Below are 25,355 nucleotides of genomic sequence, written 5' to 3'. Positions count from 1 at the left end.
CCCCCGGCGTCCTGAAACCCCCGCGCCACCCACGCGCAAGCACCGAGACCCCCGCCGAAGAACCGCCCGGAAGGACCAGCCATGTCCGCACCGCGCACCACCGCCCCCGGCAGCCAGCTGATAGAGACCCCCGAGCGCGTCGCCCTGCGCCGCGCCGTCGCCGACCTCGGCGGCCGCTACGGCTCCGCCTACTACCTCGCCAAGGCCCGCGCCGGCCGACCCGCCGACGAGCTCTGGGCCGAGGCCGGCAAGGCCGGCTACCTCGGCGTCAACCTCCCCGCCGAGTACGGCGGTGGCGGCGGCGGGATCACGGACCTCGCGATCGTCCTGGAGGAACTCGGCACCGCGGGCTGCCCGCTGCTCCTGCTGATCGTCTCCCCGGCCATCTGCGGCACCGTGATCGCCCGCTACGGCACCGAGGAGCAGAAGCGGCACTGGCTGCCCGGCCTGGCCGACGGCAGCCGCCGGATGGCCTTCGGCATCACCGAGCCGGACGCCGGCTCCAACTCCCACCGGATCTCCACCGTCGCCCGCCGCGACGGCGAGGACTGGCTGCTGACCGGCCGCAAGGTGTTCGTCTCGGGCATCGACCACTGCGACGCCGTGCTGTTCGTCGCCCGCACCGAGGACGCCCGCACCGGGAAGCTGAAGCCCGCCCTGTTCGTCGTCCCGCGCGACACGCCCGGTTTCGAGTACCGGCCCATCCCGATGGAACTGGTCGCTCCCGAACGGCAGTTCCAGGTCTTCCTGGACGACGTGCGGCTGCCCGCCGAGGCACTGGTCGGCGACGAGAACGCCGGACTGCTGCAACTGTTCGCCGGCCTCAACCCCGAGCGGGTCATGACGGCCGCCTTCTCGCTCGGGCTGGCCCGGCAGGCGCTCGGCAAGGCCGTCGAGTACGCGCGCACCCGGGTCGTCTGGTCCACCCCGATCGGCGCCCACCAGGGGCTCGCGCACCCGCTGGCGCAGTGCGCGGTGGAGATCGAACTGGCCCGGCTGATGACCCAGAAGGCCGCGCTGCTCTACGACGCGGGCGAGGACGCCGCCGCCGGCGAGGCCGCCAACATGGCCAAGTACGCCGCCGGGGAGGCCGCCGCCCGGACCGTCGACCAGGCGGTGCAGACGCTCGGCGGCAACGGCCTCACCCAGGAGTACGGGCTGGGCGCGCTGCTCACCGCCACCCGGGTGGGCCGGGTCGCCCCGGTCAGCCGCGAGATGGTGCTCAACTACGTCGCGCAGCACACCCTCGGCCTGCCCAAGTCGTACTGAGCCGGACCCCGGACCGGATCCCCGCCCCGGGCAGAGCCACGACCCCGGGCCGCGCCCCGCCACCCCCTCCGCCCGATTCGTCCTCGAACAGATCGTCGCATCATCGTTCTGGCATCTGACCGGATCCCGCCCGACCCACCACCCCGGCGCACCGCCGCCCCCGCCCCACCTCGTGTTTCGCCATACCGCGCCACCCCTGCGCCCCGCGCGCTCCGCCAAACGTCCGTCACAGGGGCGCACCGAGCGCCCACTGTCCGTATGCTCCTGTGCGCGCGCCGTACGGCCGGTCGCACAGGACCTCCCGCCGGTCGCCCCGCCCCGCGCCAACTACCGCACAGGAGGCACGCCTTGGTGTTCCACAGCGAATTCCCGGACGTCGGCATCGTCGACCTCGCCCTGCACGACGCCGTTCTCGGCGACGCCGAGCGCCACGGCGACCGGCCCGCCCTCATCGACGGGATCACCGGCGAGACGGTCAGTTACGCGCAGCTCGTCCACGCCGTCGGCCGGGTCGCGGCCGGCCTCGCCGAGGCGGGCGTCCGCCAGGGCGACGTGGTGGCCCTGTTCAGCCCCAACACCATCCGCTACCCGATGGCCTTCTTCGGCGCCACCCGGGCCGGCGCGACCGTCACCCCCGTCTCCTCCCTCACCACCCCCGGCGAACTCGCCGGACAGCTCGCCGACAGCGGCGCGCGCTGGCTGCTGACCGTGTCGCCCTTCCTGCCCACCGCCCGCGCCGCCGCCGAGAAGCTCGCCGCCGAGGGCCGCGACCTCGCCGGCATCGTCGTCCTCGACGGCGCCGAGGGCCACCTCTCGCTCGCCGACCTGCTCGCCGCCACCGGGCCCGAACCCGCCGTCGACCTCGACCCGGGCCGGGACATCGCCGTGCTGCCCTACTCCAGCGGCACCACCGGCCTGCCCAAGGGCGTCATGCTCACCCACCGCTCCATCGCCACCAACCTCGCCCAGACCGACGCCGTCTTCCGCCCCGAGCCGGGCGAGCGGGTCCTCGCGGTGCTCCCGTTCTTCCACATCTACGGACTGGCCGCCCTGCTCAACCAGCCGCTGCGCTGCGGCGCCACCGTGGTCGTGCTGCCCCGCTTCGACCTGGAGCAGTTCTGCCGCACCATCCAGGACCAGCGCGTGCAGTCCGTGCTCGCGGCCCCCCCGATCGTGCTGGCCCTCGCCAAGCACCCGCTGGTCGACGGATTCGACCTGTCCTCGGTCGAGTACCTGCTGTGCGCGGCCGCCCCGCTGGACGGCGAACTCGCCGAAGCCTGCGCCCGCCGCCTCGGCCTGCCCCGGATCCTCCAGGGCTACGGCATGACCGAGCTCTCCCCGGTCAGCCACGTGATGTCCCCGGGCGACCCCGACCCCTCGCCGGGCTCCGTCGGCCGGATGCTGCCCTCCACCGAGCTGCGGGTCACCGCCCTGGACGGCACCGGCGCCGACCTCGGACCCGGCGAGCGCGGCGAGCTGCTGATCCGCGGCCCGCAGGTCATGAAGGGCTACTTCGGCCGCCCCTCCGACACAGCCGCCACCGTCGACACCGACGGCTGGCTGCACACCGGCGACATCGGCTTCGTCGACGAACGCGGCTACCTGCACATCGTCGACCGGGTCAAGGAACTGATCAAGTACAAGGGCTACCAGGTCGCGCCCGCCGAACTGGAGGCGCTGCTGCTCAGCCACCCCCAGATCGCCGACGCCGCGGTGATCGGCGTGCGCGACGCCGAGGGCACCGAGAGCCCCAAGGCCTTCGTGGTCCGGGCCCCCGGCAGCGCCCTCACCGAGCAGGAGGTCGCGGCCTTCGTCGCGGGCCAGGTCGCGCCGTACAAGAAGGTACGGGCGGTGGAGTTCCTGGACGCCGTCCCCAAGTCCGCGGCGGGCAAGATCCTCCGCCGGGAACTGCGCGAGCGCGAGGCGGCCACCACCGGCTGACCCCCCCCGTGCACCGGCCCGGCCACCACCCCCACCACCCACCCGGCCGCACCGCCCCCGCGCCCGCACCCTCCCCGCCCTCCCCCCTGCCACCCCCGAGGAGACCCCCGACCCCGCCCCGCCCCGCCCACCGTCTGCGAGGATCGACCAGCCGCCCGCCCCCGCACGGACAGGAACCGCCGCCGCAGATGACCACCCACCCCGCCGCCGCGCGCACCCCCCAGCAGGACCGCAGCCGCGCCACCCGCGCCAGGCTGCTGGCGGCGGCCGTCGACTGCCTGGCCGAGCTCGGCCGGCACGGCTCCACCGTCGCCGTCGTCGCCGAGCGGGCCGGCGTCTCCCGCGGCGCCGCACAACACCACTTCCCCACCCGCGACGACCTCTTCACCGCGGCCGTCGAACACGTCACCGCCGAACGCCTCGCCGCCGTCCGCGCCCACGCCGACACCCTGCCGCCCCCCGGCCCCGCCCGCACCGAGGCCGTCGTCGACATGATCGTCCGCCTCTACACCGGCCCGCTCTTCCGCGCCGCACTCCAGCTGTGGGCCGCCGCCGCCACCGAGGAACCACTGCGCGAAGGAATCGTCCGACTGGAAGGACACGTCGGACGCGAGGCCCACCGCGCCGCCGTCGAATTCCTCGGCGCCGACGAAAGCCGACCCGGAGTGCGCGAAACCGTCCAGGCCACCCTCGACCTGGCCCGCGGACTCGGCCTCGCCGATCTGCTCACCGACGACAGCCTCCGACGATCCGGAGTGATCCGGCAGTGGGCGAGCCTTCTGGAGAGTACGCTGCGGCCGGTAGGCCCATGACGCCCGTACACCTGCCCGACCGACAACCCTCACCAAGGGGTCGCCGGGCGGTCGATGTCCGTGCAGTCTGGAGAAGAACCCCGGCCGCAGGGACCACGAGACCCCCGGCCGGGCACGAGCCGAACCGGGGTGCTGCCTGATCATGCGGAGAGACGAGTGGGACGCGCCCGACGCGACCGACGCCGACGCCACCGGCCCCCGAACGGGCGCCGCCCCCGCACGCCTGGACGGCCACCGCCTCGTCCCCCTCGCCACCGCCCTGCTCCAGGACGACGGACTGATCCTGCACTGGAGCGAGGACGCCGAAGCACTGCTCGGCTGGACCGCCGAGGAAGCCGTCGGCAACCACGCCGCCCAACTGCTCACCGACGACCGCGACCGCCCCGAAGTCCTCGAACTCTTCGCCCGGATCATGAGCGGCAAGGGCTGGACCGGCGTCTTCCCCGTCCGCCACCGCGACGGCCGCACCGTCGAGCTCGAATTCCGCACCTACCCGATCTCCGGCCCCGGCGGCACCCTGCTGCTGCTCGCCACCGCCTCCGACACCGCCGCCCTGCACCGCGTCGAGGCCGACCTCGCCGTCCTCGACGGCATCTTCGGCCAGTCCCCGATCGGCATGGCCGTCTACGACACCGAACTGCGCTACGTCCGGCTCAACGAATCCCTCGCCCGGATGAACGGCCTACCCGTCGCCGCCCACCTCGGCCGCCGCATCAGCAGCGTCCTGCCCGGCATCAACAGCGCCGAGATAGAACACCTCATGAAGCAGGTGCTCGCCACCGGCCGACCCGTCGTCGACGCCCGCTCCCACGGCCGCGTCCCCGGCGACCCGCGCCGCGACCGCGCCTGGTCCGCCTCCTACTTCCGGCTGGAGGACTCCACCGGCCGGGTCTTCGGCGTCTGCTCCTCGATCATCGACGTCACCGAGCGCTTCCAGGCCGAAGCCCGCGCCGCCCGCGCCCAGGAACGCCTCGCCACCATCGCCGAAGCCACCGCCCGCATCGGCACCACCCTCGACCTCCAGCGCACCGCCGAGGAACTCATCGAGGCCGTCGTCCCCAGATTCGCCGACTTCGCCACCGTCGACCTGCTGGAAACCGTCCTCCGCGGCGCCGAACCCACCCCCATCCCCGAGGACCGCGGCGTCCAACTGCGCGCCGTCGCCGTCGGCGAGTCCTACGAGACCGGCCTCGTGCACGCCGTCGACACCGTCGGCGAAGTCTCCGAGTACGCCCCCGGACGCAGCTACACCCAGTGCCTGCGCAGCGGCCGCCCACTCCTGCGCTCCCGCGTCGACGAAGAAGTACTGCGCGGCCTCGTCGCCAGCCCCGACCGCGTCGCCCCGGGCCTCGCCGCCGGCATCCACTCCTACCTGATGCTCCCGGTCACCGCCCGCGGCATGGTCCTCGGCGGCGCCGAGTTCATCCGCATGCGCAACCCCGAACCGTTCACCGCCTCCGACGTCGCACTCGCCGAGGAACTCGTCGCCCGCACCGCCCTCGCCATCGACAACGCCCGGCTCTACCGACGCGAACGCGAAACCGCCCTCACCCTCCAGCGCAGCCTCCTGCCCCAGGAGATCCACCGCACCCTCGGCCTGGAGATCGCCTACCGCTACCTGCCGTCCAGCGTCACCAGCGAGGTCGGCGGCGACTGGTTCGACGTCGTCCCGCTCTCCTGCGGCCGCGTCGCCCTCGTCGTCGGCGACGTCATGGGACACGGCATCAGAGCCGCCGCCACCATGGGACAGCTGCGCACCGTCGCCCGCACCCTGGCCACCCTCGACATGCCGCCCGAACAAGTACTCACCCGCCTGGACGAGACCGCCTCCGGCATCGGCGAAGGCCAGTTCGCCACCTGCGTCTGCGCCGTCTACGACCCACTGGAACGCACCCTCCAGATCGCCTCCGCCGGCCACCTGCCCCCGGTCTGGGTCGCCCCGGACGGCACACCCCACCGCATCGAGACACCGCCCGGCGTGCCGCTCGGCGTCGGCGGGGTCGCCTTCGAATCCGTCCGGTTCGTCCTCCCCGAAGGCGGCATGGTCGCCCTCTACACCGACGGCCTGGTCGAACGCCGCGGCCAGGACCTCGACGAGGGCATCGACCTGCTCGCCCGCACCCTGTCCGGCCCCGGCCGGACCCTGGAGGAGAACTGCGACGCCGTACTCGGCGCCCTGGTCAGCGGCGGCAGCGACGACGACATCGCCATGATCATGGCCCGGGTGCTGCCCCTGCCCGCCGACCGCGTCGCCACCCTCCCGCTCACCGGCGACGGCCGCCTCCCCGGCAAGGCCCGCCGCTTCACCCGCGCCACCCTCGCCGACTGGGGCCTGTCCGCCCTCGCCGACTACGCCGAACTCCTGGTCAGCGAACTCGTCACCAACGCCCTGCTGCACGCCGATGCCCCACGCCGACTGCGGCTCTTCCGCGACCGGGTACTCACCGTCGAGGTCGCCGACACCGGCGGCCAGACACCCCAGCTGCGCCCCTTCGCCGAACAGGACGAGGGCGGCCGCGGAATGTTCCTGGTCAGCGAACTCGCCCAGCGCTGGGGCAGCCGCCTGACCAGGGAGGGCAAGGTCGTCTGGGCCGAACTGGAACTCCCCTTCGGCGCGGGCTGAGGGCTTCCCGGTCGGCCCGCGCCGTGGGGCCGGGGCCGTCGTCAGTGCACCGGAGTCCGCTCCGGCTCCGGCTCCGGTACCGCGACCGGCTGCTCCGGGTCGCCCGCGGCGGTCCGGTCGTCCAGCCCGCGCAGCAGGCGCCAGGCCAGCACCGCCGCACCCAGCAGCAGCGCGCCCGCCAGCATCCCGGCCACGTTGACACCGTGGACGAAGGACGTCCTGGCGCTCTCCAGCAGCGGTCCGGCCAGGGTGTCCGGCAGCCCGTGGGCCACCTCCACCGCGCCGCCCAGCGACTCGCCGGCCTGCGTGGCCACCGCCGGGTCCGCCCCCGCCGGGACGACCAGCCGGCCCGCGTACAGGGCACCGACCACCGAGCCCACCAACGCGATACCGAGCGCGGTGCCCAGCTCGTACGCCGTCTCGGAGACCGCCGACGCGGCGCCTGCCTTGTCGGCGGGAGCGGCGGTCAGCACCAGGTCGGCACCGAGCGTGTAGACCACGCCCTCGGCGGTACCGACCAGCAGGAACGCGGCGGCCAGCAGCAGATACGTGGAGTCCTGCTGGATCCAGCCCAGCATCCCGATCCCGACGCCCATCACCAGCAGACCGGCGGTCAGCGCCGTCCGGGCGCCGGTCCGGCGCACCAGCCGCGCGGTCAGCAGACCGCCGACCACCGCGCCGGCGAAGGCGGGCAGCTCGGCCAGACCGGCCTTGAGCGGCGGGTAGCCGCGGACCAGCTGGAGGTACTGCGAGGTCACGAAGACCACACCGGAGAGGCCGATCAGCGCGATCAGCGAGGCCAGCACGGCCGCCGTGAACCGGCGGTCGCGGAACAGCCGGACGTCCAGCAGCGGGGTGTCCAGCCGCAGCTGGCGCCGGACGAACACGGTCAGCGCCAGCGCGCCCAGCACGGCGGTGACCGGCACGTCCCAGCGCAGCACGCTGTGCGCGGCCGCCTCCTTGATCGCGTAGACCACGCCGATCACACCGGCGAGCGAGAGCAGCACGCTCGCCACGTCCCAGCGGCCCGGGTCCGGGTCCTTGGACTCGGGCAGCAGCCAGGCGCCGAACACGAGCAGCAGCACCAGCACCGGGATGTTCAGCAGGAAGACCGAGCCCCACCAGAAGTGCTCCAGCAGCACCCCGCCGACCACCGGGCCGAGCGCGGCGCCGGCGGTCGCGGCGGCACCCCAGATGCCGATCGCGGTGGCCCGCTCGCGGTCGTCCGGGAAGAGGGTGCGGATCAGCGACAGCGTGGACGGCATGATCGTCGCCCCGGCCACGCCGAGCAGCGCGCGGGCCAGGATCAGCCAGCCGGCGGTGGGCGAGTACGCCGCGAGCAGCGAGGCGGCGCCGAACGCGGTGGCGCCGATCAGCAGCAGGCGCTTGCGGCCGATCCGGTCGCTGAGCGAGCCCATCGAGACCAGCAGTCCGGCGAGCACGAAGGAGTAGGCGTCGCCGATCCACAGCAGCTGGGTGCCGCTGGGGCGCAGGGTCTCGCTGATCGAGGGGATGGCCAGGGAGAGGACGGTCGCGTCGACGGCGACCAGGGTGACGGCCAGGACGAGGACGGCGAGGCCGGTCCAGCGCTGGCGGGGCTGGAGGTGGACGGTGCTGCTCATGGGTATCGGTGTCCGGTTCCGGTCCGGGGTGCGGACGTCGCGGGGGTGGGATCAGTTCGGTCGCGGCGCGCGCAGGGCGCCGCCGAGGAAGAGCTCGGAGAGCGAGAAGGCGGCGTCACGGGGGGCCAGCCGGCCGTCCTGGATGGCCCAGCCGATCCCGGCCACCAGGTCGAAGAAGGCCTCGCTGAGCCAGGCGGCGGAGAGCTCGACGCGGAACACGCCCTGCTGCTGCCCGCGCAGGAAGAGCGCGTGCATCCGGGCGATCTGCGACTCCCAGAGCTCGTCGATCGCCTCGTCGTCGTAGAGGGTGCTCTCGCCGGCCAGGAAGGCGCAGAGCATGGCGTCCGGGACGAGCGCGTCGACCAGGCGGCGCAGCGCGGCGTGCGGATCGCCCTCCTCGACGGCGGCGCTGTCGAGCGCGGCGCCGAAGCGCTGGAGCCCGAGCAGGCCGACCTCGCGGATCAGCGCGTCCCGGCCCGGGAAGAGCCGGTGCAGGGTGGCGCGGCTGATGCCCGCGGCGCGGGCGATCTCGTCGAGATGGGCGGTCGGGCGGCGGGAGAGCACGCCGACGGCGGCTTCGAGAACGGAGTCACGATCGGTGGCCATGGGACGAGTGTACTCCGAATGAGACATGGATGTCTCATTATTATTCTCAGTGATTCATGCGAGCCATCGTTGTTCGGTGCCCGGACAGCAGAAGGGTGTCCGGACGGCAAAAACCGGGGACGGCGAGTGCCGTCCCCGGTCGTGGGCGCCGCTGTCCGCGCGGCGCGCCCGTCAGCTCTGGTTGTAGAAGCCGGTCTCGTCGAGCGGGCGGTCGATGACCATCACCTCGACGTCCGCCGGAGTGAGCAGGAAGACCCGCTTGGCGATCCGCTCGATGCCGCCGCGGGTGCCGAAGATCAGACCGGAGGCGAAGTCGACCATGCGCTTGGCCTCGGCCTCCTCCATCTCGGTGAGGTCCATGACGACCGGGATGCTCGCCCGGATGTGCTCGCCGACCGTGCGGGCCGCCTCGAACCCGGTCGGCCGCAGGGAGACGATCTTCGTCGGGGCGGGGGAGGACGACACCGTCTCCTGCTCGACCCACTCGTCGTCGTACACCGCGGCCGGGTAGCTCCCGGAGGGCATCAGCCACCCGTTGTGGTGCTCGTCGCGAAGTGCTCCCATGCCGCGCCTCCCTGCCTCTGTTCCGTACAGGTCCCCCGGTGCGCGTGTCCTTTTGACACGTCATCCACTCGTCGGAACTGTCCGAGTATCGCACTGATCACCGGTGTCGTGCCCGCTCGCGCGGTCCGTACGAGTCGTGCCGCGCCGGGGCCCCGGGTGGACCCGGGCACCAGTTGCGACGCGGGAGAACGGCGTACGGTTGCGCGCGTAGACCATATCGGTCGCGGTCACCGCGCAATTGACCTTCTGTCAACAATGCGGGAACGATTTCACACGGGACCGACAACAACCCCGGCCGGCCGAGCGGATCCGATGCCCCGCGCGCCCGGCGTGCCGGATCGGACGCCCGGCGCTCAGTCAGTGACCGTGCGCCGCCGCCGGGCAGCGGCCCGTCCGACCTGGGCCAGGGTCGCCAGCCCGAGCAGGCCGAGGGTGCCGATCGAGAGCAGGAAGCCGGTCGATCCGGGCTCCCGCGCGGTGGCCGCCGCCGCGACGTAGACCGCGGTGACCGGGATCACCCCGAGTGCGGTCGCGCCGATGAAGGAGCCGAACCGGACGCCGGAGACGGCGGCGCCGTAGTTGGCCGCCTGGAACGGCAGGCCGGGGAACAGCCGGAGCAGCAGGACACTGCGGAAGCCCTGGTCGGTGAAGCGCCGGTCCAGTGCCACCAGCACGCGCCCGCGCAGCAGGCGGCGCAGCGCGTCCTGTCCCAGCCAGCGGGCGAGCCCGAAGGCGGCGGCCGCGCCGAGGGTGGTGCCGAGGACGGCGAGCAGCAGGCCCTCCTGCAGTCCGAGCAGCAGCCCGGCGGCCGCGTTCAGGGCGGGCCGGGGGAAGAAAGCCACCGTGCCCACCGCGTACACCGCGGCGAACAGGGGACCGCGCCAGTACCAGGGCATCCCGTCGGAGAGTCCGCCGTCGAGCAGGGCGGTGGGGCTCCACAGCAGCAGCGAGCCGGCCGCCGCGCCGAGGATCGCCACCAGCAGGGCGAACCGGGGCCAGGGCGAGCGGGCCGGCCCGTCGGCCGCGGCCGGGGCCCCGGTGTCGACGGGAGGCGGTCCGTGCTCCGGGGCGGGGCCTTGGGCCATGGCGGATCCGTCGGCCGGTGCGGGGCCGGGCGGCGGCGGGGAGGTCACGGGTGCGGGCACCGTTCGAGCGTAACGGGGCCGCCCGCCCGCCCGGGACGCGGGTGCTCCCGGGCTGTCCCGGGCTCTCCCGGGCTCTCCCGGGCTCTCCCGGGCGGTTCAGGGCCGTCCCGGGCTGTCCTGGGCGGGCGGGCGACCGGCCGGGCTCAGCCCCGGGCGGCGGGCACGGAGCCGTAGAACCACCACTGGTTCAGCCCGTAGGTCTGCGGCCACTGGACCACCGGGGTGCCGTCGGCGGGGGAGGCGCCCTGGACGTCCAGGTTGAGACCGCTGTTGACGTTGGTCAGGTGGTAGACACCGGCGTGGTGGACGAGGGTCTGGGTCCACTTCTGGTTGGACCCGCCGTTGCAGGGCCAGATGACGGCCTGCACGCCCCCGTCGGTGCTGAAGCGGGGGATGTCCAGGCACTTGCCGCTGGCCACGCCGACCAGTTCGCCGGCCTCGGTCCAGTACCACTGCTGGTTGGTGCCGCCGTTGCAGGTCCACTGCTCGACGAGGGTGCCGGAGGCGGTGCTCTGCCCGGTGACGTCCAGGCATTTCTGGGTGTCGGAGGGGTTGGCGGTGATGACCGTCGTCGGTTCGCCGACGGCGACGGAGGCGGTGGGGGCGGAGGCGGTGGAGGCGGGGGCGGGGGCGGAGCCGCTCGGACGGGCGGGGCCGACGGGTCGGGGGACGGGGGCGGCGGTGGCCGGGGCCGCGAGGGCGGCGGCGAGGCTGAGTGCGAGGGTGCCGGCGGCGAGCGCGGCGGAGGAGCGAGGGCGGGTCATGGAGTTCCCCTCGGTGAGTGGCTTCGAGAACGCGGTGCCGAGGTGACCGACGGCCGGCGGCCCGAAGAGGTTGTACGCGATGTGACGAAAGGTTAGAAGCCCGTCCGCCGATCCGGCCTCGGGCGCGCGGAGGCCGGGCACGCGGTCTGCGTGCCCGGCCAGGTCGCGGGTGGTCCCGGGGTCCTCGCCCGGCGTCAGCCCGCGGGGGCGTTCGGTCCGGAGCCCCGGGTCACCGGTTCCCCCAAGGACGGTTCGCCGACGACCGGTTCCCGCGTGCCCGGGCCGCCCGGTGCGGCGGCCACCGGGACGGTGCCGCCCGGTGTCCGGACCTCCGCCCGGCGCAGCGCGCCCGCCCCGAGCAGCAGGGCGAAGGAGAGCGCGGTGACCACCCCGAAGGAGACGGTGAGCGAGGACGCCTGGGCCAGGCCGCCGACGATCGCGGGCGCGACCAGGCCCGAGGTGTAGGTGACGGTGGCGACCCCGGCGATGGCCTGGCTGGGGTTGTCGCCGATCCGGCCCGCCGCCGCGAAGGCCAGCGGGACGACCACGGCGACGCCGATCCCGATCAGCGCGAAGCCGGGGATCGCGAGCGCGGGCCGGTCCGCCACGACCACCAGCAGGCCGCCGGCCGTGGCGACGGCGCCGCTGAGCCGGGCCGCCCGCACGGCGCCCACGCGCCGGATCACCGCGTCGCCGGCCAGCCGACCGACCGCCATGGTGAGCGCGAACGCCGTGTACGCCGAGGCCGCCACCGTGGGCGAGGCGCCGGTGACGTCGCGCAGGTAGACGCCGCTCCAGTCCATCGAGGCGCCCTCGGCGAACACCGCGCAGAAGCCGACCGTCCCGATCACCAGCGAACTGCGCGGCGGCAGCGCGAACCGGGGCGGCTCCTTGGCCTGCTCGGGTGCGCGCAGATCGGGCAGGGCGGCGCAGACGGGCTGGGCGAGGGCCAGCAGCAGGGCGGCCGCCACGGCGAGCTGGAGCCGCGGGTCGAAGGACTGGTGGGCCGCGAGGATGCCGATGCCGGAGGCGACCAGCCCGCCCGCGCTCCACATCCCGTGCAGGCCGGACATGATCGAGCGGCCGAGCCGCTGCTCGATCTCCACGCCCTGGGCGTTCATCGCCACGTCGGACATGCCGGCCGTCGCCCCGTAGGCCAGCAGGGCCAGGCAGAGCACCGGCAGCGAGGGCGCGAGGACGGGCAGGGCGACGCTCAGGCAGCAGAGCGAGAGGAGGACGCGCACCGCGGCCCGCCCGCCCCAGCGGTGCACGAACCGGCCGGCCAGCGGCATCGCGAGGGACGAGCCGATGGCGGGCATCACCAGGGCCAGTCCGAGCTGGCCGGGGGAGAGGCCGAGATGGTGCTGGATCCAGGGGATCCGGCTGACGAAGGTGCCGCCGACGGCGCCGTGCACACCGAAGACGAGGGCGACGGCGACGCGGGCCCGGCGGGCGGCGTCCCGTGTGCCCAAGGGCGGTGGTCCTGTGGTCGGGCTGGTGGTCATCCGGTTCTTCCCTCCCCACCGCGTGCCGCGGCGGTGCCCCGTGGGTGGTGGTTTCGATGGTCCTGCTGATGGCCGCCCTTGTCAGCGGGCGGTGTCCCTGCGCGTCCCTCCGGCGTGTCCCTGCGGCGGCCGTGCCCGGCCGGTCGCCGGTCCGGAAGGTGCGCCGGGCGACGGTTCGATAAATTATCAGGAAGGGAACCTGATAGAAAGACTCTGGAAGGATGTGCGGCCATGACCACCGCGCGCACGGCCACGCCGAGCACCGCCCGGGCGATCAACGACCGCCTGGCGCTCAATCTGCTGCTCGACCAAGGACCCCTCACGGCGACCGAGCTGCGCGAGCTCACCGGGCTCTCCCGGCCCACCGTCGCCGATCTGCTCGACCGGCTCGGCCGCAGCGGCCTGGTCGCCGTCGTCGGCGAACGCGGCGAGCAGCGGCGCGGCCCCAACGCCCGGGTCTACGCGCTGGTCGCCTCCCGCGCCCACCTCGCCGCCTTCGACGTCCGCTCCGGCGGGGTCTCCCTGGTCGTCGCCGACCTGGCCGGGCGGACCCTGGCCACCGCCGACCTCGTGGTCGAGGACCCCGGCGCCGACGACGACGCCGGCCACCGCGCCGCCGCCGAACGGATCATGAGTGTCCTGCTCGACACCGCCCGCCGGGCCGAGATCCCGCACCTGCACACCGTCGCCGTCGGCGCTCCCGGACTGGTCGACCCCGCCACCGGCCGGCTCCAGTCCACCGGCGACCTGCCCGCCTGGCACGCCGACCTCCTCGCCGCCCTGCGCGAGCTGCCCGGCACCGAGGTGATCCTGGAGAACGAGGTCAACCTCGCCGGGCGGGCCGAGTACCGGACCGGCGCCGCCCGGGGGCGGGACGACTTCGTCCTCGTCTGGCTCGGCCACAGCGTCGGCGCCGCCGTCGTCCTGGACGGCAGGCTGCGCCGGGGCATCGGCGGCGGCGCCGGCGAGATCTGCTTCCTGCCCGTGCCCGGCACCGCGGCGCTGCCCACCGCCACCGGCTGCGAGGGCGGCTTCCACGGCCTGGTCGGCAGCGCGGCCGTCTGTGAGCTGGCCCGCGCCCACGGCCTGCCCGCCGACCCGGCCGACGACGCGGCCGCCGCCGAGGCCGCCGTCCGCGCGGCGCTGGGGGAGCTCGGCGACGGGCGGCCCGGCGGGCCGTTCCTCGACGAGCTGGCCGAGCGGATCGCGCTCGGCACCTCGGCGATCTGCGTCGTTCTCGACCCCGGCTGCGTCGTCCTCGGCGGCGAGGTCGGCCGGGCCGGCGGCGCCGAGCTCGCCGCCCGGGTGGAACGGCGGCTGGCGCGCCTCTCGCCGGTGCGCACCGAGGTCCGCGCGGGCGAGACGGGCGGCGGCGCGATCCTCGCCGGCGCCGTCCTCACCGCCGGGGACGCCGTCCGGCGCGACCTCTTCGGCGAGCCGTAGGGGCTCGGGGAACGGGGCCGGAGGGCGACAGGAGCGAAGAGGGCGCGAGGCGAGGGCCAGGCGAGGGCCAGGCGAGGGCAAGGCGGATGTGAAGAGAGTGCGAGGCGGGCGCGAGGCGAGAGCGCCGAGGGGGTGTGGAGGGGCCGGGGCTTCACGGGGTGGGCGCCCGGTGCGGCAGGATGGGCGGCGGGCCGGGGCCGTCCGACCGACGGTCGGCCCGACCAGCGGCCCGATCAGTGGTCCGCCCGTCGGGCCGCGCGCCCGCCGGACCGTCCGAACCACCGTCAGGAGTCGCAACCATGGGCCACCCAGGGGCACCGGCCAACCCGTACCGGATCGGCGAGGCCGCCGCGCTGCTCGGCGTGAGCGCCGACACCATGCGCCGCTGGGTGGACGCCGGTCGGGTCGTCGCCGAGCGCGACGAGCACGGTCACCGGATCATCCCGGGCGCCCGACTGGCCGCCTTCGCGCGGGAGCTGGCCCGCCCGGAGACCGCCGCGGCCGAGGGGCGTCCCTCCTCGGCCCGCAACCGCTTCCCCGGCATCGTCACCGCCGTGGTGCTGGGCGACGTCGCCGCCCAGGTGGAGATCCAGGCCGGGCCGTTCCGGGTGGTGTCGCTGATCAGCCGGGAGTCGGCGGAGGAGCTGGAGTTGGTGCCCGGTGCACCCGCGACGGCTGTCATCAAATCGACCAATGTGATGATCGAACGACGATGATCGACTGAGCCCGAGCGGCTGAGCCCGAGCGATCGGGTCCGACCGCCCGAGGCCGCGCCCGCCCACGAGAGGACCGCCCCGATGCCCCACCCCCCGCTGCCGTCCACCCAGAGCGCCGTCCTCGCGATCGAGGCGACGGCCGCCCGGCACGGCCGCGAGGTGAGCACCAGCCACGACATCGGCCGGGACCGGACCTTCGCCGGACTGGTCGGCGCCGACGGCGCGGGCGCGGGCGCGGACGAACTCGCCGCGATACCGCACGAGGCGCTGGTCGAGATCGCCGGTCCGCCCGAGGTCACCGTCCGGCTCTTCGTCCACGACGACGCCCTGGTCACCGTCGACGGCGTCGCGTTCGACGTCCCGCGCGACAGCGTCCCGGCCTTCCTGAACTCCCTCTGGACCGGGCTGGTCCACCTGCGGCAGCGGGTGATCCCGCCCTCCTGCACCATGATCGTCACCGTGCCGGGCGAGCCGAGCTACCGCGAGCCCGTCACCGCACTCACCCTGACACCCTGGCTGGCGGGACGGATCCGCTGAACCGACCGACCGCCTGGTGAACCGACCGACGACCGGACCTGTGAACGGATCGATGAACGGACCGATGACCGCCTCCGCCACCCGCCGCCCCGTGCTCGCCGTCGCCCACCGCGGCGACCCCTACCGCCACCGCGAGAACACCCTCCCCTCCGTCGAGTCCGCGTTCGCCGCCGGCGCCGACGCCGTCGAGGTGGACGTCCGGCTGACCCGCGACCGGGTCCCGGTCCTGCTGCACGACGCCACCCTCGAACGGCTCTGGGACGACCCGCGCCCGCTCTCCCGGCTCACCGCCGAGCAGCTCGACGGGATCGGCGGCGGCCGCCACCGCGTCCCCACCCTCGCCGAGGCGCTCAAGAGCGCCGCCGCCACCCCCGGCGGCCGGCTGCTCATCGACCTCGACGACGCCGGCCCGGTCGCCGCCACCTGGGAGGTCGTCGTCGGCCTCGGCGCCGAGCGGCGGGTGGGCTTCTGCGGCCCGGCCACCGCCATGCTCGCCGTCCGGGCCCTCGCCCCCGAGGCCGAGATCGCCCTCACCTGGAAGCAGCCCCGGCTGCCTGCCCGCGCCCTGCTCGACGATCTGCGCCCCCGCTGGATCAACCCGCCGTTCGGCCTCGCCACCCCCGAGTTCACCGCCACCGCGCACCGGGCCGGGCTGGAGGTCTCCACCTGGACCGCCGACCTGCGCCGCACCATGCGCAAGCTGGGCGCGGCCGGCGTCGACTCGATCACCAGCAACCGGATCGCCCTGCTGCGCGCCGTCCTGGACGGCCGCCGGTGAGCCCGGCGAGCGCGGAGCAGCGGCCCGGCGGCCCGGCGGCCGAGGGCGGAGTGCTGGGGCGGCGGGCGCTCGGACGGGCGCTGCTGGCCCGCCAGCACCTGCTGGAGCGGACCACCGCCACCCCGGCCGCCATGATCGAGCACCTCGGCGGCCTCCAGGCCCAGGCCGCCCCGCAGCCGCCCTACCTCGGCCTGCTCTCCCGCCTCGACGGCTTCGCCCCCGAGGCGCTCACCGAGCTGATCGAGAGCCGTCGGGTCGTGCGGATCGCCCTCCAGCGCGGCACCATCCACCTGGTCACCGCCGAGGACTGCCTGACCCTGCGTCCACTGCTGCAGCCGGTGCTCGACAAGGGCCTGCGCGCCGCCTTCGGCAAATGGCTGGTCGGTCTCGACCTCGACGCGCTCGCCGCCGAGGCCCGCGTCCTGGTCGAGAAGGAGCCGCGCACCTTCCAACTGCTCGGCACAGAACTCGCCGCCACCCGTCCCGACCGAGACCCGGCGGCGCTCGCGCAGGCCGCGCGGGCCCTGCTCCCGCTGGTGCAGGTCCCGCCGCGCGGCGTCTGGGGCCGGGGCGGACCCGCCGCCCACACCACCGCCGAGTCCTGGCTCGGCCGGCCGCTCGACCCCGAGCCCTCGCTCGACGACCTCGCCCTGCGCTACCTCGCGGCCTTCGGCCCGGCCACCGCCGCCGACCTGCAGAAGTGGTGCGGCCTCACCGGGCTCGCCCCGGTCCTGAAGCGGCTCGCCCCCCGCCTGGTCACCTTCCGCGACGAGCACGGCCGGCTGCTCCACGACCTGCCCGACGCGCCCCGGCCCGACCCGGACACCCCGGTCCCGGTCCGGCTGATCGCCCCGTTCGACAACCTGCTGCTGTCGCACGCCGACCGCACCCGGGTGCTGCCCGAGGAGTACCGGCCCCGGGTGATGACCCAGAACGGCCTGGTGCTCGGCTCGGTGCTGGTGGACGGCCTGGTCGCCGGCAGCTGGCGGCTGGTGGAGGAGCGCTCCGGTGCCCGGTCGCTGACGGTCCGCCCGTTCGGCGCGCCGCTGGACCCGGCGGACCGGCGTGCCGCCCTGGCCGAGGCCGAACGGGTGCTCGCCTTCGCGGGCGGCGGCGACGGCGAGGTCCGCTTCGAGGACGCCGAATAGCGCTGAACAGCGCAGGGCAGGGCCGAACAGCGCAGCGCAGGGCAGTGCGGGGCAGCGCCGGCTGGCGCTGGCTTCCGGTCCCCGGACGGCCGTTCGTGACGGGGTGACTCATTGGAGTGGTTCGACAGCGATTGCTCTGTACCCGCACCGGTGGGCTGGCTTCAATCGGTCCAGCCCCCGGGCGGCGGCCGCACAACGCGCGTTCGATCTGATCATCTGTTGGGATTGGGGCACACCTGGACCGATCGCCCGACCGGGGCGGAAGGCGGATGACGGGAGGAACGGATGCCGGGCGAGAACCCACCCGAGCCGCGGCCGGTCGACCACCGCCGCCCCTACCTCATGCTGCCGCCCGCGCTCCGGGCGGCAGCCGCCTGGTCCGCGGCGGTCGTGCTGCTCATCACCGTCGCCTCGCTGATCGTCTTCGCCCTGGTCGAACTGCGGGCCGCGACCGTGCCGGTCATCCTGGCGCTGCTCGGCACCTCGCTGCTCTACCCGGTGATGCCGTGGATGGTCCGGCGCGGGTTCAGCCGTTCGGTCGCCGCCGGGCTGACCTGCGCCGTCCTGGTCGCCGCCGTCGGCGGGGTGATCGCCCTGCTCGTCAACTCGCTGGTGCACAGCGCCCCGCAGATCGCCCACGCGCTCCCGGAGGCGGGCGACCGGATCGCCGACTGGCTCGGGCCGGTCGGCGAGAAGATCCGGCACGTCCTGGCAAACGCCCAGGGCGAGACCAATTCGCTCGTCTCGACCGTCACCGACGGTGTGCTCTCCGGCCTGGGCCTGGCCACCCAGATCGCCACCGGCGGGGTGCTGGCCCTCGCCCTGGTCTTCTTCTTCCTCCGCGACGGCCACCGCACCGGCGAGGTCGTCCGCTCCTACCTGCCGCCCCGCAGCGCGGAGACCGCCGTCCTGTGCGCCGAGCGGGCCTTCGACGCGATGGCCGGCTTCATGCGCGGCACCACGCTGATCGCCCTGATCGACGCCCTCTCCATCACCGTCGGTCTGCTCGTCCTCGGGGTCCCCGGCGCGCCCGGGCTCGGTGCGCTGGTCTTCATGGGCGCCTACATCCCGTTCGTCGGGGCCTTCCTCTCCGGGGCGGTCGCCGTGCTGGTCGCCCTCGCCGACGGCGGGCTCGGCACAGCGCTGTGGGCGCTCGGCATCGTCGTCGCCGTCCAGGCCTTCGAGGGCAACGTCCTCCAGCCGCTGATCCAGAGCCGGACCGTGGAACTCCACCCGGGCACCATCATGGTCGCCGTGGTGGCGGGCGCGGGGATCGCCGGCATCATCGGTGCCCTGCTGGCCGTGCCGATCTGCGCCGCCGGGCTCGGTGTCGTCTCCGTGCTGCGCGGCGATCGCGGACGGGGTCGCCGCAGCGACCGGAACGGCGGGTCCGCCGCAGGTCCGCCGACCGCTGGTCCGACCCCCGCTCCGGTCGCCGGAGGGCGTCAGGAGTAGTGCAGCGGGCGGCCGCGCCGCAGCGTGTACTCGGCTGCGCGCAGGAACAGCGCGGCGTGGAAGGCGATGTCGAGGTCCTCCGCCCAGGGCCCCGGGGAGGCCGCGGCCGCGGCGGCCGCGTGGTCCTCGAACCAGGAGTTGATCTCCAGGTTGTCGCAGTGCTCGGGTATGCCGGGCGGCAGGGCGAGCAGCTCCGCCAGCCGCCGGGCGGCGGCGATCGCCCGGTGCGCGTCGCCGACCGCCGTCATGTCGTTGTAGGAGCACTCCACCGGGAGCAGGACCGGCGCCTCCAGCTCCACCGGGAGGAGCACGTCCCAGCCGAGCAGGGCCTCGACCGTGCCGTCGCCCAGCTCCCGGCAGAACGCCTCGAACCCGCTGATCGGCCGGTTCAGCTTGACCTCGAAGTGCTGCCCCGACCCGGCCCGGAACTCCGTCGCGGGCGGGCAGACGAAGGGCGGCAGCCCCCGCCCGGCCAGGACCGTGTCGAGCTCCCGGGCGACCGGCCCGAGCGCTTCCCCGTCGAGCCAGTCGTCGGCCTCGACACTCACCAGATAGATGCCCATGCGGAGGACGGTAGGCCACCCCACCGACAATCGGCGGCGGGCGGTGGTTTGCCCCCGGTGGGGCCGTTGGGGGAGAGTGCTTCGCGCACGGTTTTTTTATTGTCGATGTGTCAAGAGACGGGGGTGGGGCGGCCGATGGCGATCGAACGGGTCGTGGTGTCGGACGGTGCGGCCGGGCCGTACGGGGTGGCGGTAGGGGCGGACGGCGGGGTGTGGTTCACCCTGGTGCACGCCGGGGGGATCGGGCGGCTGGCGGCGGACGGGACGGTGGCCCGCTACCCGCTGGACTCGCCGGACTGCGGCCCCGCGGTGATCGCGGCGGGTCCGGACGGCGCCCTCTGGTTCACCCGGATGCGGGACCACCGGATCGGCCGGATCACGGTCGACGGCGAGGCGGTCTCCTTCGCGCTGCCCACCGCGGACTGCGGCCCGTACGGCCTCGCGGCCGGACCGGACGGCGCGCTGTGGTTCACCGGGATGAACGCCGACCTCATCGGGCGGATCACGGTGGACGGCGAGGTCACCGAGTACCCGCTGCCGGTCGCCGGCGGCTTCCCCTCGATGATCGCCGCCGGATCGGACGGCGCGCTGTGGTTCACCCTCAACCAGGGCAACGCGATCGGCCGGATCACGGTCGACGGCGAGACGGCCCTCTACCCGCTGCCCACCGAGGGCGCGGGCCCGGTCGGCATCACGGCGGGCCCGGACGGCGCGCTCTGGTTCGTCGAGATCGGCGCCGGCCAGGTGGGCCGGATCACCGTGGACGGCGAGGTGACGGAGTTCCCGCTGCCGGACCGCGAGGCCCGCCCGCACGCCGTCACGGCGGGCCCGGACGGCCGGCTCTGGTTCACCGAGTGGGCCGCCGGCCGGATCGGCTCCCTCACGCCCGACGGCGCCTACGCCGGGTACGAGCTGGACGGCGGCGAGGGTGGCGCGGCCCCCGAGCCGCACGGCCTCGCCGTCACCCCGGACGGCACCGTCCACGCCGCCCTGGAACTCGGCGCGATCGCCCGGCTCGTCGGCTAGGGCCGCACGCCCGGTCCGCATCGGGCACTGGCAGCCCGCTCCCCTCAAGTCCGCACAGCGGAAGCAGGGTCGGGTGCCTCCGTCACGGGCAGGCACTCGGCGAGCAGGTCGACGACGTCGCGCCAGGCCCGCTGCGCGTGGCGCGGGTGGTGGCCGACGCCGGGGACGGTGGGGTGGTCGACCGTGGGGTGGTGGAAGGCGTGCAGGGCGCCGCCGTAGACCGTGAGGCGCCAGTCGACGCCCGCGGCCTGCATCTCGGCGGTGAACGCGTCGCGTTGCGCGGGCGGCATGATCGGGTCTTCCGACCCGACACCGGCCCACACCGGGCAGCGGATGCGCGCCGCCTCGCCCGGCCGGCCCGTGGTCAGCGCGTTGACTGTCCCGATCGCACGCAGGTCGGCGCCGTCGCGCCCGAGTTCCAGTGCGACGGCGCCCCCGGTGCCGTAGCCGACGGCGGCGATCCGGTCGGGGTCGGTCCGCGGTTCGGTGCGCAGCACGTCGAGCGCCGCGTGGCCGATCTCCCGCATCCGGTCGGGATCGGCGAGCAGCGGCAGGCAGCGGGCCAGCATCTCCTCGGGGTCGCCCAGGTAGCGCCCGCCGTGGAGGTCGAAGGCCAGCGCCACGTATCCCAGTTCGGCGAGGGCGTCGGCCCGGCGGCGTTCGACGTCGCTGAGCCCCATGCCCTCCGGTCCGAGCAGTACCGCGGGCCGGCGCCCCGTACCGGAGGGGAGGGCGAGGTGTCCGGTCATCGTCAGACCGTCCGCCGGGTACTCGACCGTGCGCGTCGTGATCGTCGTCATGGGACCGGACTGTAGTGAGCGTCGGGCCCGGTCCGGCCGGTGTTCCGCCACCGGCGGAACAGCGTGCGTGTTCCTCCGGGCCGCTGCTCCCGCAGCAGGCCGTCAGGCTCGCGGGGCCGATGACGGCAACCCTTCGGTGTCGGTAGCCTGGTCCCCATGACGGGATCTTGGTACGTCGTCCTCGAAGAGGAGACGGCGGACTACGCGAGCATCGACTCGTACGGCTACGACCTCTACCGCTGGCACCTGGCGCGGACCACGGAGGTTCAGGGCACCCGGGAGGCGGCCGAGGCGGCCGCCCGGGCGCTCGCCGACAGCCATGTCCCCGAGAACATCGCCTGGCTCCTGAACCCCGGGGGCCGGCCGGGACGCCAGGTCTACCGCCTGCCGGACGGCGCCCTGCTGGTCCGGGTGGGGTGCGGCTACAAGGAGACCCGCTTCCGGGTGGGCGTCGGCGAGTTGATCGCCTCCCAGGAGGAGGTCAAGGGCGTGCGCCCCCCGGAGCCGCCCTCGGGCCGCAGGCGCCTCTTCGGCCGGGGCTCGCGGTGAGAGCTCCGGTCGGGCTTCGGGCCACCGGCGCCCGGTCCCGGTCCCGGGCCCGGTCCCGGTCCTGGTCAGGGTCCGGTGCGGAGTTCGGTGGCGAGGGCGCAGAGGGCGGCGCGGTCCGGGTGTCCGGTCTTGGCGAGCAGGCTGGCGAGGTGCTTCTCCACCGTGCGCGGTGAGATGGAGAGTTTGCGGGCCAGTTCCTGGTTGCCCGGGCGGTCGGCGAGCAGGACGAGCACCTCGTACTCGCGGACCGTCACCCCGCAGGTGCGCAGTCCGGCCGGGACGGCGTCGCGGCCGCCGCGGTGCTGGGCGACGCTGGCGCCGGCCCGGCGCAGCAGGGTCCGGCAGGCGGCGGCCACCGGCTGGACCTCCAACTGGTGGAAGTACTCCTCGGCGGTGCGCAGCCAGGCCACCGGGTCGCCCCAGCCGTCGGCGAGCGCGGTTTCGGCGGCGAGCCGCAGCGCGAGGTGGTGGGCGAGGGGGAAGGACGCGGCGCCGGGGCCGGTGTCGGCGAGCGTGCGGGCGGCCTCGGCGGGGCGGCCCTCGCGGCCCAGCAGGACCGCGTCGGCGAACCGCAGGAACTGGCGGTTCCAGGCCAGTTCGGCGGCGGGTGCGGCGGCGGCCCGGTCGAGGGCGGCGCGGTCCCAGCGGCCCTCGACCACTTCCAGCAGCGGGTACAGGCCGTGCCGTCCGGCCAGGTAGAACACGCTGGGGTGCTCCTCCTCCCAGGCCAGTCCGGCGGCGAGTTCGGCGCGGGCGCCGGGGCGGTCCTCGGCGAGCAGGGCGCCGACGGCCCGGCACAGTCCGTAGCGCAGCGGCGTCAGGAAGGACTCCTCGCCGCCGGCCTGCCGGAACCGGGCGAGTTCGTGTTCCATCTCGCGGGTGCGGCCGAGGTGTGCGGCGAGGGTGGCGGAGGAGAGCAGCAGGTAGCGGTGGGCGGCGAGGTTGTGCAGCCGGGCGGTGGCGTCGAGGCAGCGGTCGACGGTGGTGCGGGCGGTGTGCCAGTCGCCGCGCATCACCGCGTTCATCGCGAGCAGTCCGTCGAGGGTCTGGGCGAGGACGATCGCGCCGAGTCCGGCGGCGGCCTCCCGGGCGCGTTCCAGGCGGGTGCCGTCGCCGGTGCGCATGAAGGCGTTGGCGCCGAGCCGGAGCATGGCCTCGACCCGCCAGACGGGTAGGGCGTTGGCCTCGGCGACGGCCAGCATGCGTTCCAGGCAGGCGTCGGCGGCGTCGAATCCCTGTTCGCGGGAGAGCAGGGCGAGCAGCTGCCAGGCCTGGCAGGCGACCACCGGGAGGCCGGCGCGTTCGGCCACCTCGGCGGCGCGGCGGGCGCGTCGTTCGGCCTCGGCGAGGCGGGCTGCGGTCGGTGAGGTGGTCTCGTGGTCGCGGTCGTCGCCACTGTCGACCGGGCCCGGGGTGTGGTCCGGCAGCAGGGCGAGGTGGCCCTCGACCACGGCCAGTGCGGCGTCCTGCTCGGGGCGCGGCCGGCCTGCGGTGAGTGCCCGCGCGGCGGAGACCTGGGCCACCGCGTCCGGGCCGCGCTCGGCCATCACGGCGGCCCAGGCGAGCCGGGTGTGCAGTTCGATCCGGCGCTCCACGGCCGGGGTGGGGAGCGACCCCCGTCCCTCGCCGGAACCGGAACCGGAACCGGAACCGGAACCGGGCCCGGAACCGGGCCCGGAACCGGGCCCGGAACCGGAGCCCGGGCCGGGGGCGGCGGTCGCGGACGGCGGGACCGGCGGCAGGGTGCGGACCAGTTCGAACGCCCGGTCCAGCTGTCCGGATTCGGCCAGCGCCGGGAGCAGCAGCTCGGTGACGCAGGCCCGTTCGGCGTCGGCCGCGAGTTCGTGCGCGCGTTCCAGCAGGACCACCGCGGAGCCGGCCGCCCCGGCCTCCAGGACCCGGCGGCCGGCTTCCGCGAAGTGCACGGCCGCGCCTGCCCGGTCGCCGCTCAGCAGGAGTAGGGAGGCGACCAACTGGCGCCGTTCGTCGGCGAGTTCGGGGTCGGCGCGGACGATGGAGCGGGCCGCCCGGCGGGCCAGCGCGGCGCGTTCGGCGGGGGCGAGGGCCGCCGTCACCGCGTCGGCGGTCAGCGCGTGCCGGAAGGCGTAGCGGTCGGGGGCGGAGCCGTCCGGCACGATCACATTGGCCTCGGAGGCCGAGCGGAGGTGGCTGAACAGGGTCCGGTCGTCGTAGCCGGTGATCAGTTGGACGGTGGTCACCGAGAACCGGCTGCCGAGGGTGGCCGCCGTCAGCAGCAGCTCCCGCACCTGGGGGTCGAGTTGGTCGATCCGGTGGCCCCAGCTGCGGACGATGGTGCTCGGCACGCCGGGCCGGGAGCCGTCGGCCAGTTGCCAGCGGCCGTCCTCGGCGCGCCGCAGCACGCCCCGGTCCAGCAGGTCGGAGAGGAGTTCCTCGACCAGGTACGGGCAGCCGTCGCCGCGTTCGACGAGGTGCTCGACCAGGGGCGCCGGGAGTTCGCCGGTCGCGTCCTCCAGGATAGCGGCGGCCAGTGCGGTGACCTCGGCGGGCGGCAGCGGCGGGAGTTCGGCGACGGTCGCGGCGCGGCGGCGCTCGGCGGCCCGTACCAGTTCCAGGGCCGGGCCGGGTTCGGCCCGCAGGGTCGCGAGCAGCAGGACCGGGAGGCCCGCGAGGTTGTCGACCAGGTACTCCAGGACGGCGACGGTCTCGGCGTCGGTGTCGTGGAGGTCCTCCAGCAGCAGGACGCAGCCCTGGTCGCGGCCGAGCACCGCGAGCAGCCGGAGCAGTGCCTCGGCGAGTTCGACGACCGTCTCCGGGTAGGCGCCCGCGCCGGCCGCCGGTGCGGCGTCCCGCCACTCGGGGACGAGCCGGGCGAGCGCGGGGCGGTAGGGGGCGAGTTCGGGGTCGGCGGGCGGACCGGCGGCCCGGAACCGTGAGGACAGCGCCTCGATCAGCGGGCGGAACGGCGTCACGGTGCCGGTCGAGCTGCCCCGCCCGCGCAGCACCGGCAGGCCCAGGCCGTACGCGTGGTAGGCGCATTCCCCGGCCAGTCGGGACTTGCCGATGCCGGCCTCGCCGAGCAGGAAGACCGCTCCGCCGGCCCGTTGGCGGGCAGCGGCCAGCGCGCCGCCGAGCATCGCGAGCTCGGCGGCGCGGCCGACGGTGATCGACGACGTGGTGCGCACCATGGGCGCAGGCTACTTGACGGGGATTCCGTTCTGAAGTGCGGTGAATCGATCACGAAGCAGACACCGTGTCAGCACCGGGTCGTTGCCGTACGACCACATTCGGTCACGGGGTCGCCACGGGGCGACGGGGCCCGGGTGCACGCGAGGTGCGCGCGGGGTGTGCGCCGGGCGGGGCGGGGTCCGCCGCCGAGGGGCTGCCCGGTCCTCGGCGGCGGACGGTCCGGCCGGTGGCGGCCGGGGGTGGTGCTCGGTGGTGGTGCTCGGGGTCGGGCTGTTCCCGAACGGGTCCGAACGAATACGAGCGCGTCCGAACGGGGTCGGG

General features: G+C 74.9%; 21 protein-coding genes. 12 read left to right on the top strand and 9 right to left on the bottom strand.

Going from position 1 to position 25,355, the window contains the following annotated elements:
- Nucleotides 1-81 precede the first annotated feature (81 nt).
- The 4 genes from OG715_RS05485 (at nucleotide 82) to OG715_RS05470 (ending at nucleotide 6,645) form a co-directional block, all read left to right on the top strand.
- Entirely contained in the window at nucleotides 82-1,269 is a 1,188-nt protein-coding gene (locus OG715_RS05485; RefSeq protein WP_266276880.1) for an acyl-CoA dehydrogenase family protein, read from the top strand.
- Between the two features lie 348 nt (nucleotides 1,270-1,617).
- A complete protein-coding gene (locus OG715_RS05480) occupies nucleotides 1,618-3,210 on the top strand; it encodes a 4-coumarate--CoA ligase family protein (RefSeq protein ID WP_266276882.1) in 1,593 nt (530 codons plus the stop codon).
- Between the two features lie 188 nt (nucleotides 3,211-3,398).
- Nucleotides 3,399-4,022 (top strand): TetR/AcrR family transcriptional regulator, encoded by a 624-nt coding sequence (locus OG715_RS05475; protein ID WP_266276884.1) that lies wholly within the window; start codon nucleotides 3,399-3,401, stop codon nucleotides 4,020-4,022.
- A gap of 142 nt (nucleotides 4,023-4,164) precedes the next feature.
- Entirely contained in the window at nucleotides 4,165-6,645 is a 2,481-nt protein-coding gene (locus OG715_RS05470) for a SpoIIE family protein phosphatase (protein ID WP_266276886.1), read from the top strand.
- 41 nt (nucleotides 6,646-6,686) lie between these two features.
- Here OG715_RS05470 and OG715_RS05465 read toward each other — a convergent pair whose 3' ends face one another.
- The 6 genes from OG715_RS05465 to OG715_RS05440 form a co-directional block, all read right to left on the bottom strand.
- Nucleotides 6,687-8,267 carry an MFS transporter gene (locus tag OG715_RS05465; RefSeq protein WP_266276888.1) on the bottom strand — a complete coding sequence of 527 codons (1,581 nt, stop codon included), beginning with the start codon at nucleotides 8,265-8,267 and terminating at the stop codon, nucleotides 6,687-6,689.
- A 51-nt stretch (nucleotides 8,268-8,318) separates the two neighbouring features.
- Nucleotides 8,319-8,873, bottom strand: coding sequence for a TetR/AcrR family transcriptional regulator (locus tag OG715_RS05460; protein ID WP_266276890.1), 555 nt, complete (start codon nucleotides 8,871-8,873; stop codon nucleotides 8,319-8,321).
- A 171-nt stretch (nucleotides 8,874-9,044) separates the two neighbouring features.
- Complete coding sequence (locus OG715_RS05455; protein WP_051740983.1) at nucleotides 9,045-9,437, bottom strand: cell division protein SepF; 393 nt, start codon at nucleotides 9,435-9,437, stop codon at nucleotides 9,045-9,047.
- A gap of 353 nt (nucleotides 9,438-9,790) precedes the next feature.
- Nucleotides 9,791-10,582 (bottom strand): TVP38/TMEM64 family protein, encoded by a 792-nt coding sequence (locus OG715_RS05450; RefSeq protein WP_266276892.1) that lies wholly within the window; start codon nucleotides 10,580-10,582, stop codon nucleotides 9,791-9,793.
- Between the two features lie 143 nt (nucleotides 10,583-10,725).
- Nucleotides 10,726-11,346: an RICIN domain-containing protein gene (locus OG715_RS05445; protein ID WP_266276894.1), complete on the bottom strand. Its 621-nt coding sequence runs from the start codon at nucleotides 11,344-11,346 to the stop codon at nucleotides 10,726-10,728.
- A gap of 194 nt (nucleotides 11,347-11,540) precedes the next feature.
- Nucleotides 11,541-12,851, bottom strand: a complete 1,311-nt coding sequence (locus OG715_RS05440) for an MFS transporter (RefSeq protein ID WP_407660948.1) — start codon at nucleotides 12,849-12,851, stop codon at nucleotides 11,541-11,543.
- Between the two features lie 231 nt (nucleotides 12,852-13,082).
- On the opposite strand from OG715_RS05440, the gene OG715_RS05435 reads away from it, so the two are divergent.
- The 6 genes from OG715_RS05435 (at nucleotide 13,083) to OG715_RS05410 (ending at nucleotide 18,928) form a co-directional block, all read left to right on the top strand.
- Nucleotides 13,083-14,294 (top strand): ROK family transcriptional regulator, encoded by a 1,212-nt coding sequence (locus OG715_RS05435; protein WP_266276898.1) that lies wholly within the window; start codon nucleotides 13,083-13,085, stop codon nucleotides 14,292-14,294.
- A 299-nt stretch (nucleotides 14,295-14,593) separates the two neighbouring features.
- A complete protein-coding gene (locus OG715_RS05430; protein WP_266276900.1) occupies nucleotides 14,594-15,010 on the top strand; it encodes a TOBE domain-containing protein in 417 nt (138 codons plus the stop codon).
- Nucleotides 15,011-15,091: 81 nt separating this feature from the next.
- Nucleotides 15,092-15,547 (top strand): hypothetical protein, encoded by a 456-nt coding sequence (locus tag OG715_RS05425; protein WP_266276902.1) that lies wholly within the window; start codon nucleotides 15,092-15,094, stop codon nucleotides 15,545-15,547.
- A 64-nt stretch (nucleotides 15,548-15,611) separates the two neighbouring features.
- Nucleotides 15,612-16,325: a glycerophosphodiester phosphodiesterase gene (locus tag OG715_RS05420; RefSeq protein WP_266276904.1), complete on the top strand. Its 714-nt coding sequence runs from the start codon at nucleotides 15,612-15,614 to the stop codon at nucleotides 16,323-16,325.
- Entirely contained in the window at nucleotides 16,322-17,473 is a 1,152-nt protein-coding gene (locus OG715_RS05415; RefSeq protein ID WP_266276906.1) for a winged helix DNA-binding domain-containing protein, read from the top strand. The genes OG715_RS05420 and OG715_RS05415 overlap by 4 nt, the downstream gene beginning before the upstream one ends.
- A gap of 285 nt (nucleotides 17,474-17,758) precedes the next feature.
- Entirely contained in the window at nucleotides 17,759-18,928 is a 1,170-nt protein-coding gene (locus OG715_RS05410; RefSeq protein ID WP_266276908.1) for an AI-2E family transporter, read from the top strand.
- On the opposite strand, the gene OG715_RS05405 is transcribed toward OG715_RS05410, so the two are convergent.
- Nucleotides 18,919-19,491, bottom strand: coding sequence for a hypothetical protein (locus OG715_RS05405; RefSeq protein ID WP_266276910.1), 573 nt, complete (start codon nucleotides 19,489-19,491; stop codon nucleotides 18,919-18,921). The genes OG715_RS05410 and OG715_RS05405 overlap by 10 nt on opposite strands.
- A gap of 135 nt (nucleotides 19,492-19,626) precedes the next feature.
- Between OG715_RS05405 and OG715_RS05400 the strand changes: the two genes are divergently transcribed.
- Complete coding sequence (locus tag OG715_RS05400; RefSeq protein WP_266276912.1) at nucleotides 19,627-20,517, top strand: Vgb family protein; 891 nt, start codon at nucleotides 19,627-19,629, stop codon at nucleotides 20,515-20,517.
- Between the two features lie 44 nt (nucleotides 20,518-20,561).
- Here the strand turns inward: OG715_RS05400 and OG715_RS05395 are convergent, their stop codons facing one another.
- On the bottom strand, nucleotides 20,562-21,317 hold the full coding sequence (locus OG715_RS05395) for a dienelactone hydrolase family protein (protein ID WP_266276914.1): 756 nt from the start codon (nucleotides 21,315-21,317) through the stop codon (nucleotides 20,562-20,564).
- Between the two features lie 156 nt (nucleotides 21,318-21,473).
- Between OG715_RS05395 and OG715_RS05390 the strand changes: the two genes are divergently transcribed.
- Nucleotides 21,474-21,866, top strand: a complete 393-nt coding sequence (locus OG715_RS05390) for a hypothetical protein (protein ID WP_266276916.1) — start codon at nucleotides 21,474-21,476, stop codon at nucleotides 21,864-21,866.
- Nucleotides 21,867-21,931: 65 nt separating this feature from the next.
- On the opposite strand, the gene OG715_RS05385 is transcribed toward OG715_RS05390, so the two are convergent.
- Complete coding sequence (locus OG715_RS05385; RefSeq protein WP_266277457.1) at nucleotides 21,932-25,030, bottom strand: helix-turn-helix transcriptional regulator; 3,099 nt, start codon at nucleotides 25,028-25,030, stop codon at nucleotides 21,932-21,934.
- Nucleotides 25,031-25,355 lie beyond the last annotated feature (325 nt).

Origin of the sequence: Kitasatospora purpeofusca (genome assembly GCF_036010405.1) — a bacterium.
GTDB classification, from domain to species: Bacteria; Actinomycetota; Actinomycetes; order Streptomycetales; family Streptomycetaceae; genus Kitasatospora; species Kitasatospora purpeofusca.
The sequence above is the reverse complement of the archived record's forward strand: the minus strand, read 5'-3'. Positions and strand labels throughout refer to the sequence as shown.

Excerpts from the sequence above, each read along its gene's own strand:
- OG715_RS05460 (WP_266276890.1), bottom strand. The coding sequence starts at position 8,873 with ATGGCCACCGATCGTGACTCCGTTCTCGAAGCCGCCGTCGGCGTGCTC.
- OG715_RS05430 (WP_266276900.1), top strand. The coding sequence starts at position 14,594 with ATGGGCCACCCAGGGGCACCGGCCAACCCGTACCGGATCGGCGAGGCC.
- OG715_RS05445 (WP_266276894.1), bottom strand. The coding sequence starts at position 11,346 with ATGACCCGCCCTCGCTCCTCCGCCGCGCTCGCCGCCGGCACCCTCGCA.
- OG715_RS05390 (WP_266276916.1), top strand. The coding sequence starts at position 21,474 with ATGACGGGATCTTGGTACGTCGTCCTCGAAGAGGAGACGGCGGACTAC.
- OG715_RS05485 (WP_266276880.1), top strand. The coding sequence starts at position 82 with ATGTCCGCACCGCGCACCACCGCCCCCGGCAGCCAGCTGATAGAGACC.
- OG715_RS05440 (WP_407660948.1), bottom strand. The coding sequence starts at position 12,851 with ATGACCACCAGCCCGACCACAGGACCACCGCCCTTGGGCACACGGGAC.
- OG715_RS05475 (WP_266276884.1), top strand. The coding sequence starts at position 3,399 with ATGACCACCCACCCCGCCGCCGCGCGCACCCCCCAGCAGGACCGCAGC.
- OG715_RS05400 (WP_266276912.1), top strand. The coding sequence starts at position 19,627 with ATGGCGATCGAACGGGTCGTGGTGTCGGACGGTGCGGCCGGGCCGTAC.
- OG715_RS05420 (WP_266276904.1), top strand. The coding sequence starts at position 15,612 with ATGACCGCCTCCGCCACCCGCCGCCCCGTGCTCGCCGTCGCCCACCGC.
- OG715_RS05395 (WP_266276914.1), bottom strand. The coding sequence starts at position 21,317 with ATGACGACGATCACGACGCGCACGGTCGAGTACCCGGCGGACGGTCTG.
- OG715_RS05425 (WP_266276902.1), top strand. The coding sequence starts at position 15,092 with ATGCCCCACCCCCCGCTGCCGTCCACCCAGAGCGCCGTCCTCGCGATC.
- OG715_RS05470 (WP_266276886.1), top strand. The coding sequence starts at position 4,165 with ATGCGGAGAGACGAGTGGGACGCGCCCGACGCGACCGACGCCGACGCC.
- OG715_RS05455 (WP_051740983.1), bottom strand. The coding sequence starts at position 9,437 with ATGGGAGCACTTCGCGACGAGCACCACAACGGGTGGCTGATGCCCTCC.
- OG715_RS05465 (WP_266276888.1), bottom strand. The coding sequence starts at position 8,267 with ATGAGCAGCACCGTCCACCTCCAGCCCCGCCAGCGCTGGACCGGCCTC.
- OG715_RS05405 (WP_266276910.1), bottom strand. The coding sequence starts at position 19,491 with ATGGGCATCTATCTGGTGAGTGTCGAGGCCGACGACTGGCTCGACGGG.
- OG715_RS05435 (WP_266276898.1), top strand. The coding sequence starts at position 13,083 with ATGACCACCGCGCGCACGGCCACGCCGAGCACCGCCCGGGCGATCAAC.
- OG715_RS05410 (WP_266276908.1), top strand. The coding sequence starts at position 17,759 with ATGCCGGGCGAGAACCCACCCGAGCCGCGGCCGGTCGACCACCGCCGC.